At 58.0% G+C, this 15,562-nt stretch carries 14 protein-coding genes; 11 read left to right on the plus strand and 3 right to left on the minus strand.

Features of this window, described 5'->3' with window-relative positions; genetic code table 11:
* Positions 1-10 precede the first annotated feature (10 nt).
* The 7 genes from apaG to NL64_RS06745 all read left to right on the plus strand — a co-directional run bounded on the left by apaG (position 11) and on the right by NL64_RS06745 (position 8,118).
* The gene (gene apaG / locus NL64_RS06715) at positions 11-391 is read left to right on the plus strand and encodes a Co2+/Mg2+ efflux protein ApaG (RefSeq protein WP_034147376.1); all 381 of its coding nucleotides are present in this window, start codon (positions 11-13) and stop codon (positions 389-391) included.
* Positions 391-1,275, plus strand: a complete 885-nt coding sequence (locus NL64_RS06720) for a symmetrical bis(5'-nucleosyl)-tetraphosphatase (RefSeq protein ID WP_034147377.1) — start codon at positions 391-393, stop codon at positions 1,273-1,275. Before apaG ends, NL64_RS06720 begins: the two co-directional genes overlap by 1 nt.
* A 33-nt stretch (positions 1,276-1,308) precedes the next feature.
* Positions 1,309-1,638 (plus strand): thiosulfate sulfurtransferase GlpE, encoded by a 330-nt coding sequence (gene glpE / locus NL64_RS06725; RefSeq protein WP_008027054.1) that lies wholly within the window; start codon positions 1,309-1,311, stop codon positions 1,636-1,638.
* A gap of 297 nt (positions 1,639-1,935) precedes the next feature.
* Positions 1,936-3,858 carry a PrkA family serine protein kinase gene (locus NL64_RS06730; protein ID WP_008027052.1) on the plus strand — a complete coding sequence of 641 codons (1,923 nt, stop codon included), beginning with the start codon at positions 1,936-1,938 and terminating at the stop codon, positions 3,856-3,858.
* A 141-nt stretch (positions 3,859-3,999) separates the two neighbouring features.
* Positions 4,000-5,271 (plus strand): YeaH/YhbH family protein, encoded by a 1,272-nt coding sequence (locus NL64_RS06735; protein WP_034147378.1) that lies wholly within the window; start codon positions 4,000-4,002, stop codon positions 5,269-5,271.
* Complete coding sequence (locus tag NL64_RS06740; RefSeq protein WP_034147379.1) at positions 5,268-6,830, plus strand: SpoVR family protein; 1,563 nt, start codon at positions 5,268-5,270, stop codon at positions 6,828-6,830. The genes NL64_RS06735 and NL64_RS06740 overlap by 4 nt, the downstream gene beginning before the upstream one ends.
* A gap of 64 nt (positions 6,831-6,894) precedes the next feature.
* Positions 6,895-8,118, plus strand: a complete 1,224-nt coding sequence (locus NL64_RS06745; RefSeq protein WP_034147380.1) for a multifunctional CCA addition/repair protein — start codon at positions 6,895-6,897, stop codon at positions 8,116-8,118.
* Positions 8,119-8,208: 90 nt separating this feature from the next.
* Here NL64_RS06745 and folK read toward each other — a convergent pair whose 3' ends face one another.
* Positions 8,209-8,727 (minus strand): 2-amino-4-hydroxy-6-hydroxymethyldihydropteridine diphosphokinase, encoded by a 519-nt coding sequence (gene folK / locus NL64_RS06750; RefSeq protein ID WP_034147381.1) that lies wholly within the window; start codon positions 8,725-8,727, stop codon positions 8,209-8,211.
* Positions 8,718-9,074, minus strand: coding sequence for a dihydroneopterin aldolase (gene folB, locus NL64_RS06755; RefSeq protein WP_015097071.1), 357 nt, complete (start codon positions 9,072-9,074; stop codon positions 8,718-8,720). Before folB ends, folK begins: the two co-directional genes overlap by 10 nt.
* 74 nt (positions 9,075-9,148) lie before the next feature.
* Here folB and plsY point away from each other — a divergent pair, with 74 nt between their 5' ends.
* Complete coding sequence (gene plsY / locus NL64_RS06760) at positions 9,149-9,718, plus strand: glycerol-3-phosphate 1-O-acyltransferase PlsY (RefSeq protein ID WP_034147382.1); 570 nt, start codon at positions 9,149-9,151, stop codon at positions 9,716-9,718.
* 23 nt (positions 9,719-9,741) lie between these two features.
* On the opposite strand, the gene tsaD is transcribed toward plsY, so the two are convergent.
* Positions 9,742-10,767, minus strand: coding sequence for a tRNA (adenosine(37)-N6)-threonylcarbamoyltransferase complex transferase subunit TsaD (gene tsaD / locus NL64_RS06765; RefSeq protein WP_034147383.1), 1,026 nt, complete (start codon positions 10,765-10,767; stop codon positions 9,742-9,744).
* 199 nt (positions 10,768-10,966) lie between these two features.
* On the opposite strand from tsaD, the gene rpsU reads away from it, so the two are divergent.
* The 3 genes from rpsU (at position 10,967) to rpoD (ending at position 15,547) form a co-directional block, all read left to right on the plus strand.
* Complete coding sequence (gene rpsU, locus NL64_RS06770) at positions 10,967-11,182, plus strand: 30S ribosomal protein S21 (protein ID WP_002551877.1); 216 nt, start codon at positions 10,967-10,969, stop codon at positions 11,180-11,182.
* A gap of 479 nt (positions 11,183-11,661) precedes the next feature.
* Positions 11,662-13,632: a DNA primase gene (dnaG, locus tag NL64_RS06775; RefSeq protein ID WP_034147384.1), complete on the plus strand. Its 1,971-nt coding sequence runs from the start codon at positions 11,662-11,664 to the stop codon at positions 13,630-13,632.
* Between the two features lie 67 nt (positions 13,633-13,699).
* The gene (rpoD, locus tag NL64_RS06780; protein WP_034147385.1) at positions 13,700-15,547 is read left to right on the plus strand and encodes an RNA polymerase sigma factor RpoD; all 1,848 of its coding nucleotides are present in this window, start codon (positions 13,700-13,702) and stop codon (positions 15,545-15,547) included.
* Positions 15,548-15,562: the final 15 nt, after the last annotated feature.

Genomic DNA, 15,562 nt, shown 5'->3' on the forward strand with positions numbered 1-15,562 from the left:
GGCCTCTTGCATGTCCGATCCTCGTTATCAGGTCGACGTCAGCGTCGTCACCCGCTATCTGGCAGAACAATCGCAACCCGAACACGACCGCTTTGCCTTCGCGTACACCATTACCGTGCACAACAATGGTGAATTACCCGCCAAGCTGTTGTCACGGCATTGGGTGATCACAGATGGCGACGGGCATGTCGAAGAGGTTCGCGGTGCGGGCGTCGTTGGCCTGCAACCGCTGATCGAGCCAGGCGAAAGCCATACCTACAGCAGTGGCACTGTCATGACGTCCAAAGTCGGCACGATGCAGGGTACCTACGAGATGCTCGCCGATGACGGCAAGCACTTCGATGCCATCATCGCCCCGTTCCGCCTGGCGGTCCCCGGAGCCTTGCACTGATGGCAACCTATGCCGTCGGTGACCTGCAAGGCTGCCTTGACGCATTGCAATGCCTGCTCAAGAAAGTCGCCTTCGACCCGGCAAGGGATCGTCTGTGGCTGGTGGGCGACCTGGTCAACCGTGGCCCGCAGTCGCTGGAAACCCTGCGCTTCCTCTATAGCATCCGCGAATCGCTGGTTTGCGTACTGGGCAACCACGACCTGCACTTGCTGGCGGCCGGAAAGAACATCGAACGCCTGAAGAAATCAGATACCCTGCGCGAGATTATCGAAGCACCGGATAGCGCCGATCTGCTGGAGTGGCTGCGTCAGCAAAAACTCCTGCACTACGACGAGCAACGTAACGTTGCGCTGGTACACGCGGGCATTCCGCCGCAATGGTCTCTGCGCAAAGCCCTGAAGTGCGCCGCCGAGGTCGAGACCGCCCTGCGCGACGACAACCTGCTGCCGCCCTTCCTCGACGGCATGTACGGCAACGATCCGGCGAAATGGGACAGCGACCTCAAAGGCGTGACACGTCTGCGGGTGATCACCAACTACTTCACGCGCATGCGCTTCTGTACCGCCGAAGGCAAGCTTGACCTCAAGAGCAAGGAAGGCCTCGACTCCGCGCCACCAGGCTACAAACCCTGGTTCCAGCACATGGACCGCAAGACCAAGGATGTGAAGATCATCTTTGGTCACTGGGCAGCGCTTGAAGGCAAAGTCCTTGAGCCGGGCATCTCGGCCCTCGACACCGGCTGCGTCTGGGGCGGTGCCTTGACCCTGATGAATGTCGACACCGGCGAACGCTTGTCCTGCAAATGCGACGAACATGGCCATGCGGTCGTGCCGCCAGTCGCCCCACAAAATTCCGAACCATCGTCAGCCAGCGCCCCGCGCTAGACTGCGCTTTCAGCCGAGCCACAGGAGCCCGCCATGAGCGAATTCAAACGTATCCCCCCGGAACAGGCCCAGGCCCTGCGCGAACAAGGCGCAGTGGTGGTCGACGTCCGCGATCCTGCGACCTTTGCGGCGCTGCACATCAGCGGCTCGAAGCATCTGGACAACCACTCTCTGCACGCCTTCATCCAGGGTGCCGACCTTGATGCTCCGACCGTGGTGGTCTGCTACCACGGCAACTCCAGCCAGGGCGCAGCCGCCTACCTGATCAGCCAGGGCTTCTCCGACGTCTACAGCATGGATGGCGGTTTCGAACTGTGGCGTACGACTTATCCTTCGGAAACGGCGCAAGGCACCTCCGAATAATTTTTTTGTCATGCGCAAGGCCCCGGCTCCCGCGGGCTAGCGCGGTGGCAGACGAACGGTCTGCCACAACTAATTACGTATCTCGCCTTTACCTCCCGAATTCCCAACTATCCTTAAGCGCAGGCCATCCAAAACAGGGGAGAGCCGGTACACCGGCGCGCGGGTCATCGGGAGTAGCTTTCGGAGTCGTCAGCTTCGAAAGGTTTCTGGGGGGTAAACAGCAACTGCCTGTTCGGTTGCTGCCAGCATCGACTGAGTGATCCGGCGTCGGCTCCACGTATCGAGCGAGGTGACGTCATGAGTATCTTTAGCCACTTCCAACAACGCTTCGAGTCCACACGCCAGGAAGAACTCTCGCTGCAAGAGTATCTTGAGCTGTGCAAAAAGGACCGCAGCGCCTACGTTTCCGCCGCCGAGCGTCTGCTCCTGGCCATCGGTGAACCGGAGCTGCTGGACACCTCGACCAACTCGAGGCTGTCGCGAATCTTCTCCAACAAGGTGATCCGCCGCTATCCGGCCTTTGAAGACTTCCACGGGATGGAAGAATGCATCGACCAGATCGTGTCGTATTTCCGCCATGCCGCTCAGGGCCTGGAAGAGAAGAAACAAATCCTTTACCTGCTCGGCCCCGTCGGTGGCGGCAAATCGTCCCTGGCCGAGAAGCTGAAACAGCTGATCGAAAAAGTGCCCTTCTACGCGATCAAGGGCTCGCCGGTTTTCGAATCGCCTCTGGGTCTGTTCAACGCCACTGAAGATGGCGCGATTCTCGAGGAAGATTTCGGCATTCCACGGCGCTACCTCAACACCATCATGTCGCCATGGGCCACCAAGCGCCTGGCCGAGTTCGGCGGCGATATCAGCCAGTTCCGCGTGGTGAAGCTCTATCCGTCGATCCTCAACCAGATCGCCGTGGCCAAAACCGAGCCGGGAGATGAAAACAACCAGGACATCTCGGCACTGGTGGGCAAGGTCGATATCCGCAAACTGGAAGAATTCCCGCAAAACGACGCCGACGCCTACAGCTACTCGGGCGCACTGTGCCGGGCCAACCAGGGCTTGATGGAATTCGTCGAAATGTTCAAGGCGCCGATCAAGGTGCTGCACCCATTGCTGACAGCCACCCAGGAAGGCAACTACAACAGTACCGAAGGTCTCGGCGCGATTCCGTTTACCGGGATCCTGCTGGCCCACTCCAACGAATCGGAGTGGCACACCTTCCGCAACAACAAAAACAACGAAGCCTTCATCGACCGCATCTACATCGTCAAAGTGCCGTACTGCCTGCGGGTCAGCGACGAAGTGAAGATCTACGACAAGCTGCTGTTCAACAGCTCGCTGGCCAAGGCCCATTGCGCGCCCGACACCTTGAAGATGCTGGCCCAGTTCACTGTGCTCTCACGTCTCAAAGAGCCGGAAAACTCCAACATCTACTCCAAGATGCGCGTGTATGACGGCGAAAACCTCAAGGACACCGATCCGAAGGCCAAGTCGATCCAGGAGTATCGCGACAACGCCGGTGTCGACGAAGGCATGAACGGTCTGTCGACCCGCTTTGCGTTCAAGATCCTGTCCAAGGTCTTCAACTTCGATCCCCACGAAATTGCTGCCAACCCGGTGCACTTGCTCTACGTGCTGGAACAACAGATCGAACAGGAACAGTTCCAGGCGGAAACTCGCGAGCGTTATCTGCGCTTCCTCAAGGAATACCTGGCGCCGCGTTATATCGAATTCATCGGCAAGGAGATCCAGACCGCCTACCTCGAGTCTTACAGCGAGTACGGCCAGAACATCTTCGATCGTTACGTGCTGTACGCCGACTTCTGGATCCAGGACCAGGAATACCGCGACCCGGAAACCGGCGAAATCCTCAACCGCGTAGCGCTTAACGAGGAACTGGAGAAAATCGAAAAACCGGCCGGCATCAGCAATCCGAAGGATTTCCGCAACGAAATCGTCAACTTCGTACTGCGCGCCCGGGCCAACAACAATGGCAAGAACCCAACCTGGCTCAGCTACGAAAAACTGCGGGTGGTTATCGAGAAGAAAATGTTCTCCAACACCGAGGATCTGCTGCCGGTCATCAGCTTCAATGCCAAGGCCAGCAAAGAGGACCAGCAGAAGCACAACGACTTTGTCACACGAATGGTCGAACGCGGTTACACCGACAAACAGGTACGACTGCTGTCCGAGTGGTACTTGAGGGTCAGAAAGTCCCAGTAAGGGAGCTGCAAGCGGCTAGCGACACGACACCTGCGAAAACGCGTTGTTTGCGTAATTGTGGCCATATGTCGCGCGCCGCTTGTTTCTGAAGCTTCTGTCTTGCAGCTTGAAGCTTATGACTCGAAGCTCCCCGGAGGGCCTATGAGCTATGTGATCGACCGACGTCTCAATGGCAAGAACAAGAGCACGGTGAACCGTCAGCGGTTTCTGCGGCGTTACCGTGATCACATCAAAAAAGCCGTCGAAGAGGCGGTCAGCCGGCGCTCCATTACGGATATGGAACACGGCGAGCAAATCAGCATTCCCGGTCGCGACATCGACGAGCCGGTGCTCCACCACGGGCGCGGTGGCAAGCAGACCGTCGTGCATCCAGGCAACAAGGAATTCACCAGCGGCGAGCACATTGCCCGTCCGCCGGGTGGCGGCGGCGGCAGAGGGCCTGGCAAGGCCGGCAACTCGGGCGAAGGGATGGACGAATTCGTCTTCCAGATCACCCAGGAGGAATTCCTCGAGTTCATGTTCGAGGATCTTGAGCTGCCGAACCTGGTCAAGCGCAACCTGACCGGTACCGATACCTTCAAGACCGTTCGTGCCGGGATCAGCAACGAGGGCAACCCGTCGCGGATCAACATCATCCGCACCCTGCGCTCGGCCCACGCACGGCGCATCGCCCTGTCCGGCAGCAGCCGGGCGAAACTACGCGAAGCCAAGGAAGAACTCCTGCGACTGAAGCAGGAAGAACCTGACAACTTCGGCGATATTCAGGATCTCGAAGCGGAAATCGAAAAACTCAGTGCGCGGATTCACCGCGTGCCGTTTCTCGACACCTTCGACCTCAAGTACAACCTGCTGATCAAACAACCCAACCCAAGCTCGAAAGCCGTCATGTTTTGCCTGATGGACGTCTCCGGCTCCATGACCCAGGCGACCAAGGACATCGCCAAGCGCTTCTTTATCCTGCTGTACCTGTTCCTCAAGCGTAACTACGACAAGATTGACGTCGTGTTCATTCGCCACCACACCAGTGCCCGCGAAGTGGATGAGGAAGAGTTTTTCTATTCCCGCGAAACCGGCGGGACCATCGTCTCCAGCGCCTTGAAACTGATGCAGGAGATCATGGCCGAGCGCTATCCGAGCAACGAGTGGAACATCTACGCCGCCCAGGCTTCCGACGGCGACAACTGGAACGACGACTCGCCAATTTGCCGTGACATCCTGATCAACCAGATCATGCCGTTCGTGCAGTACTACACTTACGTTGAGATTACCCCGCGCGAACATCAGGCCCTGTGGTTCGAGTACGAGCGCATAGCCGAAGCCTTTTCTGACACTTTTGCCCAGCAACAACTGGTCTCGGCCGGGGATATCTATCCGGTCTTCCGTGAACTCTTCCAGCGCAGGTTAGTGACATGACCGCCAAAGAGCAGAAGCGCCAACCCATTTCCACCGGCTCCGAATGGACGTTCGAGTTGATCCAGGCGTACGACAAGGAAATAAGTCGTCTGGCGGCCCGTTACGCACTCGACACGTATCCCAACCAGATCGAAGTGATCACCGCCGAGCAGATGATGGACGCCTACGCCTCTGTCGGCATGCCGCTGGGCTATCACCATTGGTCCTACGGCAAACACTTCCTCAGCACCGAGAAATCCTACAGCCGCGGGCAGATGGGCCTGGCCTACGAAATCGTGATCAACTCGGACCCGTGCATCGCCTATTTGATGGAAGAAAACACCATCTGCATGCAGGCGCTGGTCGTGGCGCATGCCTGCTATGGGCATAACAGCTTTTTCAAAGGCAATTACCTGTTCCGCACCTGGACTGACGCCAGTTCAATCATCGATTACCTGGTGTTTGCCAAGCAGTACATCATGCAGTGCGAAGAGCGCCATGGGATTGATGCCGTGGAGGATCTGCTCGATTCCTGCCATGCCTTGATGAACTACGGGGTCGATCGCTACAAACGCCCGTATCCGATTTCCGCCGAAGAGGAGCGTCGTCGGCAAAAGGATCGGGAGGAACATTTGCAGAAGCAGATCAATGATCTGTGGCGCACTATTCCAAAGGGCGCGGATAAATACAGCGACAAGGACACTGCACGCTTCCCCGCCGAGCCCCAGGAAAACATTCTGTATTTCATCGAAAAACATGCCCCGCTTCTGGAGCCGTGGCAACGGGAAATCGTGCGGATCGTGCGCAAGATCGCCCAGTATTTTTATCCACAACGCCAGACCCAGGTGATGAACGAGGGCTGGGCAACGTTCTGGCACTACACCCTGATGAACGACCTCTACGACGAAGGCCTGGTCACCGACGGTTTCATGATGGAGTTCCTGACCTCCCACACCAGCGTGGTATTCCAGCCTGGTTTCGACAGCCCTTACTACAGCGGCATCAACCCCTATACGTTGGGTTTTGCCATGTACCGCGATATCCGGCGCATGTGCGAAGAACCTACCGACGAAGACCGTCGCTGGTTCCCGGAACTGGCGGGCAGCGACTGGCTGTCGAGTATCAAGTTCGCCATGAGCAGCTTCAAGGATGAGAGCTTCATCCTGCAGTACCTCTCACCCAAGGTGATTCGCGACCTGAAGCTGTTCAGCATCCTCGATGACGATCAGAAAGACGACCTGCTTGTACCGGCGATCCACGACGAAGACGGTTATCGCATCATTCGTGAAACCCTGGCGGCCCAATACAACCTGGGCAATCGCGAACCCAACATACAGATCTACAGCATCGACCGGCGCGGCGACCGCTCCCTGACCCTGCGCCACCAGCAACACGACCGCAAACCATTGGGCGAGTCCACCGAGGAGGTGCTCAAGCACTTGCACCGCCTCTGGGGCTTCGACATTCATCTGGAGACCCTGCAAGGGGACCAGGTGATGAAAACCCACCACGTGCCGCCCAGGAGCGAGCACAGCGAAGGTGATTACGGCCGGCTGGACCTCGCCGTCATTCATCTTTGATCCTGTTTTGTGCCTCCGAAAGCTTGACGCAACGGTTATCCTGTCGAGCTAACGGAGGTTTTTTATGCGGATCTATAAAGTTGGCGGGGCGGTTCGCGATCGCCTGCTGGGCAAACCGGTTACCGACATCGACTGGGTCGTCGTTGGCGCCACCACCGAGGAAATGCTTGCCAAGGGTTTTCGCCCGGTGGGCGCGGACTTCCCGGTATTTCTTCATCCCAAAAGCGGTGAGGAATACGCCCTCGCCCGTACCGAGCGCAAAAGTGGACGCGGTTATGGTGGATTCACTTTCCACGCCAGCCCCGAAGTCACCCTCGAAGAAGACCTGATCCGCCGCGACCTGACGATCAATGCCATGGCTGAGGATGATCAGCAGAATTTGACCGACCCCTACCACGGCCAGAGCGATCTGGAAGCACGCTTACTCCGACACGTTTCTCCCGCGTTCGCTGAAGATCCTCTCAGGGTGCTGCGTGTGGCGAGATTTGCAGCACGTTATGCCGGGCTTGGCTTCACCGTCGCCCCGGAGACCCTGGAGTTGATGCGTCAACTCAGTGAATCCGGTGAACTGGAAGCGCTGACGGCGGAACGAAGCTGGAAAGAAATTTCCCGCGCCTTGATGGAAGAGCAACCACAGGTATTCATTGAAGTGCTGCGCGCGTGCGGAGCTCTGAACGTGTTGATTCCTGAAGTCGATGCACTTTTCGGCGTGCCGCAACCGGAAGCTCATCACCCGGAAATCGACACCGGTGTGCATACTCTGAGCGTGCTGGAGCAAGCCGCCCGACACAAACAACCGCTGACTGTGCGCTGGGCCTGCCTGCTGCATGACTTGGGTAAAGGCCTGACGCCGGAGGAAGAATGGCCTCGGCATATTGCTCATGAGTTCAAGGGACTGAAGCTGATCAAAGCAGTCAACGAACGTTTCAAGGCGCCGAGAGATTGCCAGGAACTGGCGCTGCTGGTGGGCGAATATCACACCCACGGCCATCGCGCCCTGGAGCTGAAGCCTTCGACCTTGCTGGAGTTGCTGCAAAGTTTCGACGTCTACCGCAGACCGCAACGGTTCGAGGAATTCATCGCGGCGTGCGAGATGGACGCGCGCGGGCGCAAGGGACTGGAGGAGAGAAGTTACCCACAGGCGGATTATCTGCGTGGCGCGGCAAACGCGGCGCGTAGCGTGGCGGTTCAGCCGTTGCTTGAGAAGGGATTCAAAGGGCCGGAGCTGGGTGAGGCGATCAAGCGTGAGCGACTCAAGGCGTTGAAGGTTTACAAGGAAAGCGTGTAAGCAGAATCAAAAGATCGCAGCCTTCGGCAGTTCCTACACAGGAATATGTGTTTCTCTGTAGGAGCTGTCGAAGGCTGCGATCTTTTTGCCTTACAACAAACTCGAAGGCGTCAGCTGATCCCCGCGCCACTCAAACGCCACCGGCGCCAACACCTGATCAATTTGCGCTTCACGCCACAACGTCGCGAAGCTTTTGCCTACGCCCGGATGCACCCGATCCGGCGCAATCAGCGACAATGGCCACAACACAAACGCATTTTTCAGAATTTCCGCACGCGGCAGAATCAAGCCATCGAAGTTGCCCACCAGGTCACCGAACAGCAACACATCAATGTCCAGCGGCAGCCCTTTGCGGTCCGGAGCATAACGACCGTTATCGGCCTCGATGAATTTCAGTCGGCGGTCCAGTTCTATCAGCGGCAGGTCGGTATAGGCCGACACCACGAAATTGAAGAACGGCCCGCTCTTGATCCCCACCGGCTGACTTTCGAAGACCGCCGAGCAACGGATGTCCACCAGAAAACCCGCCAAGGCATCCAGGCCGGCGTGCAAATGGGCTTCGCGCTCGATATTGCTACCGAGCCCGAGATACACCTGAGTCAGCGACATCCGCGCTCGATCTCCACGCCCACGCCGCCGGTAGCGGCAGGCACTGCACCTGGCTTGGTCAGTTTGAGGCGCATCCAGGTGATTTTGAATTCGCTCATCAGTACTTCCACCAGACGCTCGGCAAAAGTCTCGACCAATTGGTACTGGGCCTGCTCGGCAAACGCCTGGATGCGCGACGAAACGCTCGCGTAATCGAGCGCCAGGGTCAGGTCGTCACCGGCGGCAGCCGGACGATTATCCCAGGCGAAACTCAGATCAAGACGCAAGCACTGTCGGATGCCTCGCTCCCAGTCGTAGGCACCAATTACGGTGTCGACTTCCAGGCCCTCGATAAACACTCTGTCCAAGCACTTTTCTCCGCTACACGACAAGGGCGCAATGCGCCGTTAGAATCAGGGCGTCCTCGCCCGGAATAGTTAGCATGTTTTGGTTACTGGCGATCCTCGCCTACCTGCTCGGCTCTCTGTCCTTCGCCATTTTGCTCAGCCGCCTGACCGGAAACCCCGATCCGCGAATGAGTGGCTCGGGCAATGCCGGCGCCACCAATATGTTTCGTCTGGCCGGCAAAAAGCTCGCCATCCTGACCTTGCTCGGCGACCTCTGCAAAGGTCTGTTGCCTGTGCTGATCGCCGGTATTGCCGGACTTTCGCTGCAAGATCAGGCCTGGATCGGCGTCTGCGCCGTCATCGGCCACCTGTTCCCACTGTACTTCCGCTTTCGCGGGGGCAAAGGCGTTGCCACCTCTGCCGGGATGTTACTGGGCCTTTACCCGCCCGCCGCACTGTTGGCGGTTTGCGCCTGGGTGCTGACGTTCTACCTGACCCGCACCAGCTCGCTGGCCGCGCTGATCGCCACTCCCCTCACCCTGCCATTGCTGGCCTGGCAAGAACCGGCGGCGCTACTGCCCATGAGCGCGCTCACCGGGATGATCGTCTGGCGTCATCGCGGCAATCTACGCGACCTGTTTGCGGGGCGCGAACGGCATTTCTAGATGCCGGACATGAGCGCCGCTCATCACAGTGCCGACAACTGCTCCATCGGCCAACGTGCCTGAACACTGATCGCCAGACTTTCCTGCTGACCCGCCTGCAAACGCTGGCAACCGGCGAAGGCAATCATTGCGCCGTTGTCGGTGCAGAACTGTGGACGGGCATAAAAAACATCGCCCTTCATGTCACCGAGCATTTTTTCCAGCGATGTACGCAGCGCCTTGTTGGCACTGACGCCGCCAGCGATCACCAGGCGCTTCATGCCAGCCGCTTTCAGGGCACGCTTGCACTTGATGGTCAAAGTCTCCACCACGGCCTGCTGGAACGCCAGCGAGATGTCGCAACGGACTTGCTCGCTGTCGTCCCCGGCGCTCACGCACTGCTGCCAGGTGTTCAAGGCGAAGGTTTTCAAGCCGCTGAAGCTGAAATCCAGGCCTGGGCGGTCGCACATCGGACGCGGGAAGAGGAAACGTCCTGCAACCCCTTGCTCCGCCAGGCGCGCGATTTCCGGACCGCCGGGATAATTGAGGCCCATCATCTTCGCGGTTTTGTCGAACGCTTCGCCTGCGGCGTCGTCCAGCGTCTCGCCCAGCAAGGTGTATTGACCGATTCCGTCGACCTGAACCAACTGCGTATGGCCGCCCGAGACCAACAAAGCGACGAACGGGAATTCAGGTGGTTGCGACTCCAGCATCGGTGCCAGCAAGTGACCTTCCATGTGGTGCACGCCCAGCGCCGGAATACCCCAGGCAAAGGCCAGCGCCTGAGCGCAAGAAGCGCCCACCAGCAACGCACCCACCAGGCCAGGACCCGCGGTGTAAGCGATGGCGTCGATCTCGGTCGGCACACAGTCGGCTTCGGCCAACACCTGACGAATCAAGGGCAGCATGCGTTTGACGTGGTCACGGGAGGCCAGCTCCGGCACCACACCGCCGTAGGCGCGGTGCAGGTCGATCTGGCTGAACAGCGCGTCGGCCAGCAGGCCGCGTTCACTGTCATATAATGCGACACCGGTTTCGTCGCAGGAGGTTTCTAATCCCAGTACTAGCATGGGTTTGCGCCTTGTTTAGGCTGAATTCGAAGGCGCGCATAATAGTCGCCGCGTGATGCCCCGACCAGCGGTTTTCGATCAGAGGCTTTGCATTCCGTGCGATGAGGGGTTAACATCCGCAACCCTTAAAAACCGACGTCTTCAAGTGCTCTTTTGCCGCGAGGATGTTGACCCCGGTAATGAATGAAGGTAGCTCTGGATGCCAGCCGTCAAAGTAAAAGAGAACGAACCCTTCGACGTAGCTCTGCGTCGTTTCAAGCGCTCCTGCGAAAAAGCCGGTGTACTGGCTGAAGTTCGTAGCCGCGAATTTTACGAGAAGCCAACTTCTGAGCGTAAGCGCAAAGCAGCAGCCGCTGTTAAGCGTCACGCCAAGAAAGTTCAGCGCGAACAGCGCCGCGCCGTTCGTCTGTACTAATACACAGACGATCGTAGCAAGCTTCTGCCAAGCCCGGCCCTCAGCCGGGCTAATGGCATTTGCGTAAAACGCTTGATGCTTCACCGTCGAAGCCGCAGATGCGACCGAGACAAATCTGCTTCACTACGTCAGACCTGGCTCTTTTGCCAGCGGTGCACGTCTTTTCTGACGAGCCTTTCAAGGCTACTGACGAGCACACCCACTGATTCCTCTCACGACGATCAGCCCAAGGCACCGCTTGCGTGCCAGATTGTGAGCTATCCGAGACTCTCGACGGGTCGCAGCCGGATTCAGCGCAACATTTTCAAATAGTCGAATACTGATGAGCATTAACGTCAGTGGATTTTCGGCAGATACACTTCCCGATAGCGATAACGCAGACGACACTGGTCGAGCCGCACACTTTGCGCGCCTCAAACAATGACCCGTTCGGCCGCCCTTCGTTTTGGGTCCCTTTCAGCGCAGATGACGAGAACGCCATGGCCGGGCTAATTCCCCAGAGCTTCATTGACGACCTTCTGAACCGCACCGACATCGTCGATGTAGTCAGCTCGCGCCTGCAATTGAAAAAAGCCGGCAAGAACCACACTGCCTGCTGCCCGTTTCACAAAGAGAAAACGCCGTCTTTCAGCGTAAGCCCCGACAAACAGTTCTATTACTGTTTCGGCTGCGGTGCTGGCGGTAACGCCCTCGGCTTCATCATGGACCACGACAACCTGGATTTCGTCCAGGCCGTCGAAGAACTGGCCAAATCCGCCGGCATGGAAATCCCGCGCGAGGAAAGCGGCCGACCGCACAAGCCACGGCAGCCGACTGATTCGCCGCTGTACCCGCTGCTCACCGCCGCGGCCGATTTTTATCGTCAGGCCCTGAAAAGCCATCCATCGCGCAAAGCCGCCGTGGATTACTTGAAAGGTCGCGGGCTGACCGGCGAAATCGCCCGGGACTTCGGTCTCGGCTTTGCGCCGCCAGGCTGGGACAATCTGTTCAAGCACTTGAGCAGCGATACCCTGCAACAAAAAGCCATGATTGATGCCGGCCTGCTGATCGAGAATGCCGAAACCGGCAAACGCTATGATCGCTTCCGTGATCGCGTAATGTTCCCGATCCGCGACAGCCGCGGACGCATCATTGCCTTCGGTGGCCGGGTACTGGGCGACGACAAGCCGAAATACCTGAACTCACCGGAAACCCCGGTATTCCATAAAGGCCAGGAACTCTACGGCCTGTATGAAGCGCGCAAAAACAACCGCAATCTCGACGAAATAATCGTCGTCGAAGGCTACATGGACGTCATCGCCCTCGCCCAACAAGGCCTGCGCAATGCCGTCGCGACGTTGGGCACCGCCACTAGCGAAGAGCATTTGAAGCGGCTGTTTCGCGTCGTGCCGAGCGTGCTGTTCTGCTTCGACGGCGATCAGGCGGGTCGCAACGCCGCATGGCGCGCCCTGGAAGCAACATTGTCGAGCCTGCAGGACGGACGGCGCGCGCGCTTTCTGTTCCTGCCTGAAGGCGAAGACCCGGACACACTGGTCCGCTCAGAAGGCACTGACGCCTTTCGCGCACGTATCAACCAGCACGCGCAGCCACTGGCCGATTACTTCTTCCAGCAACTCACCGAAGAAGCAGACCCGCGATCACTTGAAGGCAAGGCGCACATGGCCACACTTGCCGCGCCGCTGATCGACAAGGTGCCGGGAGCCAACCTGCGCACCCTTATGCGTCAGCGCTTGCTGGAAATCACGGGTTTGAGCGGTGAAGCGGTCAGCCAACTGGTACACAGCGCACCTCAGGATGCGCCGCCGACCTATGACCCAGGCATGGATTACGACGCCATGCCGGACTACGCCGACTTCCATCAGCCCCAGGAAGCTTACGCACCACAGCAGGAATGGACGCCGAAGAAGCCCGGTGCCGGCGGCAAGAAATGGGACAAGAAACCCTGGAGCAAAAACGGCAAGCGCGGTGATCGCGATGAGTCGTATGCCCCGCGCACACCGGTGGCAGTGGAAGCCCCGACGCTTATCGCGCTGCGTACGCTTATCCACCACCCACAGCTGGCCGGCAAAGTCGAAAGCGCCGATCATTTTGCCAACGAGAGCAACACCTATGCTCAGGTACTGATCGCATTGATCGAGGCTGTGCAAAAAAATCCTAAGCTAAACTCTATTCAGCTAATGGCTCGCTGGCACGGCACCGAGCAAGGACGCCTGTTGAAAGCTCTCGCAGAAAAGGAATGGCTAATTGACGGCGATAACCTTGAACAACAGTTTTTAGACACCATTACTAGGTTATCCGCGGGTCAGCATACGCAGACCCTCGATGAACTTATCAAGAAAGCAAGGCAGCCGGGATTGACGGCTGAAGAGCAAATTCAGATAGCAAAGCAGATGCGCGACCTTTTAAAACAGAATGTTTCCGCATCAAACCCGACCTCAACTGGCGCGTGAGGTCATAGCTCAGGTATAATCCTCGGCTTGTTTTTTGCCCGCCAAGACCTTCAGTGGATAGGGTGTTATGTCCGGAAAAGCGCAACAGCAGTCTCGTATCAAAGAGTTGATCACACTGGGTCGTGAGCAGGGCTACCTGACTTACGCGGAGGTCAACGACCACCTGCCGGAGGATATTTCAGATCCGGAACAGGTGGAAGACATCATCCGCATGATCAACGACATGGGGATCAACGTATTCGAGGTTGCGCCAGATAAGGATTCCCTTATGCTGGCCGACGCCGATACCGACGAAGCCGCGGCCGAAGAGGCAGCAGCAGCGTTGGCAGCGGTCGAGACCGACATTGGTCGCACTACCGACCCGGTGCGCATGTACATGCGCGAAATGGGTACTGTAGAGCTCCTCACACGTGAAGGCGAAATCGAAATCGCCAAGCGTATTGAAGAGGGCATCCGTGAAGTGATGAGCGCAATCGCGCACTTCCCTGGCACGGTTGATCATATTCTCTCCGAGTACACCCGCGTCACCTCCGAAGGTGGCCGCCTGTCCGACGTCCTGAGCGGTTATATCGACCCGGACGACGGCATTGCGCCGCCTGCAGCCGAAGTGCCACCGCCGGTCGACCCGAAAGCCGTGAAAGCGGACGACGACACCGACGACGATGACGCCGAAGCTTCGGACGACGAAGAAGAAGCCGAAAGCGGTCCGGATCCGGTCATCGCTGCACAGCGTTTTGGCGCTGTTGCCGATCAGATGGAAATCACTCGCAAAGCGCTGAAAAAGCACGGTCGCAACAACAAGGCGGCGATTGCCGAACTGTTGGCGCTGGCTGAGCTGTTCATGCCGATCAAACTGGTTCCGAAGCAATTCGAAGGCCTGGTCGAGCGTGTTCGCAGTGCCCTGGACCGTCTGCGTCAGCAAGAGCGTGCAATCATGCAGCTCTGTGTTCGTGATGCTCGCATGCCGCGTGCCGATTTCCTGCGCCAGTTCCCGGGCAACGAAGTCGACGAAAGCTGGTCCGACGCATTGGCTAAAGGCAAAAGCAAATACGCTGAAGCCATTGGTCGCGTGCAACCGGACATCATTCGTTGCCAGCAGAAGCTGACCGCACTGGAAACCGAAACCGGTTTGACGATCGCCGAGATCAAGGACATCAACCGTCGCATGTCGATCGGTGAGGCCAAGGCCCGCCGCGCGAAGAAAGAGATGGTTGAAGCGAACTTGCGTCTGGTGATCTCCATCGCCAAGAAGTACACCAACCGTGGCCTGCAATTCCTCGACCTGATCCAGGAAGGCAACATCGGTTTGATGAAAGCGGTAGACAAGTTTGAATACCGCCGCGGCTACAAATTCTCGACTTATGCCACTTGGTGGATCCGTCAGGCGATCACTCGCTCGATCGCCGACCAGGCCCGCACCATCCGTATTCCGGTGCACATGATCGAGACGATCAACAAGCTCAACCGTATTTCCCGTCAGATGTTGCAGGAAATGGGTCGCGAACCGACCCCGGAAGAGCTGGGCGAACGCATGGAAATGCCTGAGGACAAGATCCGCAAGGTATTGAAGATCGCTAAAGAGCCGATCTCCATGGAAACCCCGATCGGTGATGACGAAGACTCCCATCTGGGTGACTTCATCGAAGACTCGACCATGCAGTCGCCAATCGATGTTGCTACCGTTGAGAGCCTTAAAGAAGCGACTCGCGAAGTTCTCTCCGGCCTCACTGCCCGTGAAGCCAAGGTTCTGCGCATGCGCTTCGGTATCGACATGAATACCGACCACACCCTCGAGGAGGTTGGTAAGCAGTTCGACGTGACCCGTGAACGGATTCGTCAGATCGAAGCCAAGGCGCTGCGCAAGCTGCGCCACCCGACGAGAAGCGAGCATCTGCGCTCCTTCCTCGACGAGTGATCACAAAACCCCCGG

The organism is Pseudomonas fluorescens, from assembly GCF_000802965.1.
In the GTDB taxonomy this organism is placed as follows: domain Bacteria; phylum Pseudomonadota; class Gammaproteobacteria; order Pseudomonadales; family Pseudomonadaceae; genus Aquipseudomonas; species Aquipseudomonas fluorescens_A.

Bases quoted from the DNA above. Each gene is read 5' to 3' on its own strand.
- apaG (WP_034147376.1), top strand. From the start codon at position 11: ATGTCCGATCCTCGTTATCAGGTCGACGTCAGCGTCGTCACCCGCTAT.
- NL64_RS06720 (WP_034147377.1), top strand. From the start codon at position 391: ATGGCAACCTATGCCGTCGGTGACCTGCAAGGCTGCCTTGACGCATTG.
- glpE (WP_008027054.1), top strand. From the start codon at position 1,309: ATGAGCGAATTCAAACGTATCCCCCCGGAACAGGCCCAGGCCCTGCGC.
- NL64_RS06730 (WP_008027052.1), top strand. From the start codon at position 1,936: ATGAGTATCTTTAGCCACTTCCAACAACGCTTCGAGTCCACACGCCAG.
- NL64_RS06735 (WP_034147378.1), top strand. From the start codon at position 4,000: ATGAGCTATGTGATCGACCGACGTCTCAATGGCAAGAACAAGAGCACG.
- NL64_RS06740 (WP_034147379.1), top strand. From the start codon at position 5,268: ATGACCGCCAAAGAGCAGAAGCGCCAACCCATTTCCACCGGCTCCGAA.
- NL64_RS06745 (WP_034147380.1), top strand. From the start codon at position 6,895: ATGCGGATCTATAAAGTTGGCGGGGCGGTTCGCGATCGCCTGCTGGGC.
- folK (WP_034147381.1), bottom strand. From the start codon at position 8,727: ATGTCGCTGACTCAGGTGTATCTCGGGCTCGGTAGCAATATCGAGCGC.
- plsY (WP_034147382.1), top strand. From the start codon at position 9,149: ATGTTTTGGTTACTGGCGATCCTCGCCTACCTGCTCGGCTCTCTGTCC.
- tsaD (WP_034147383.1), bottom strand. From the start codon at position 10,767: ATGCTAGTACTGGGATTAGAAACCTCCTGCGACGAAACCGGTGTCGCA.
- rpsU (WP_002551877.1), top strand. From the start codon at position 10,967: ATGCCAGCCGTCAAAGTAAAAGAGAACGAACCCTTCGACGTAGCTCTG.
- dnaG (WP_034147384.1), top strand. From the start codon at position 11,662: ATGGCCGGGCTAATTCCCCAGAGCTTCATTGACGACCTTCTGAACCGC.
- rpoD (WP_034147385.1), top strand. From the start codon at position 13,700: ATGTCCGGAAAAGCGCAACAGCAGTCTCGTATCAAAGAGTTGATCACA.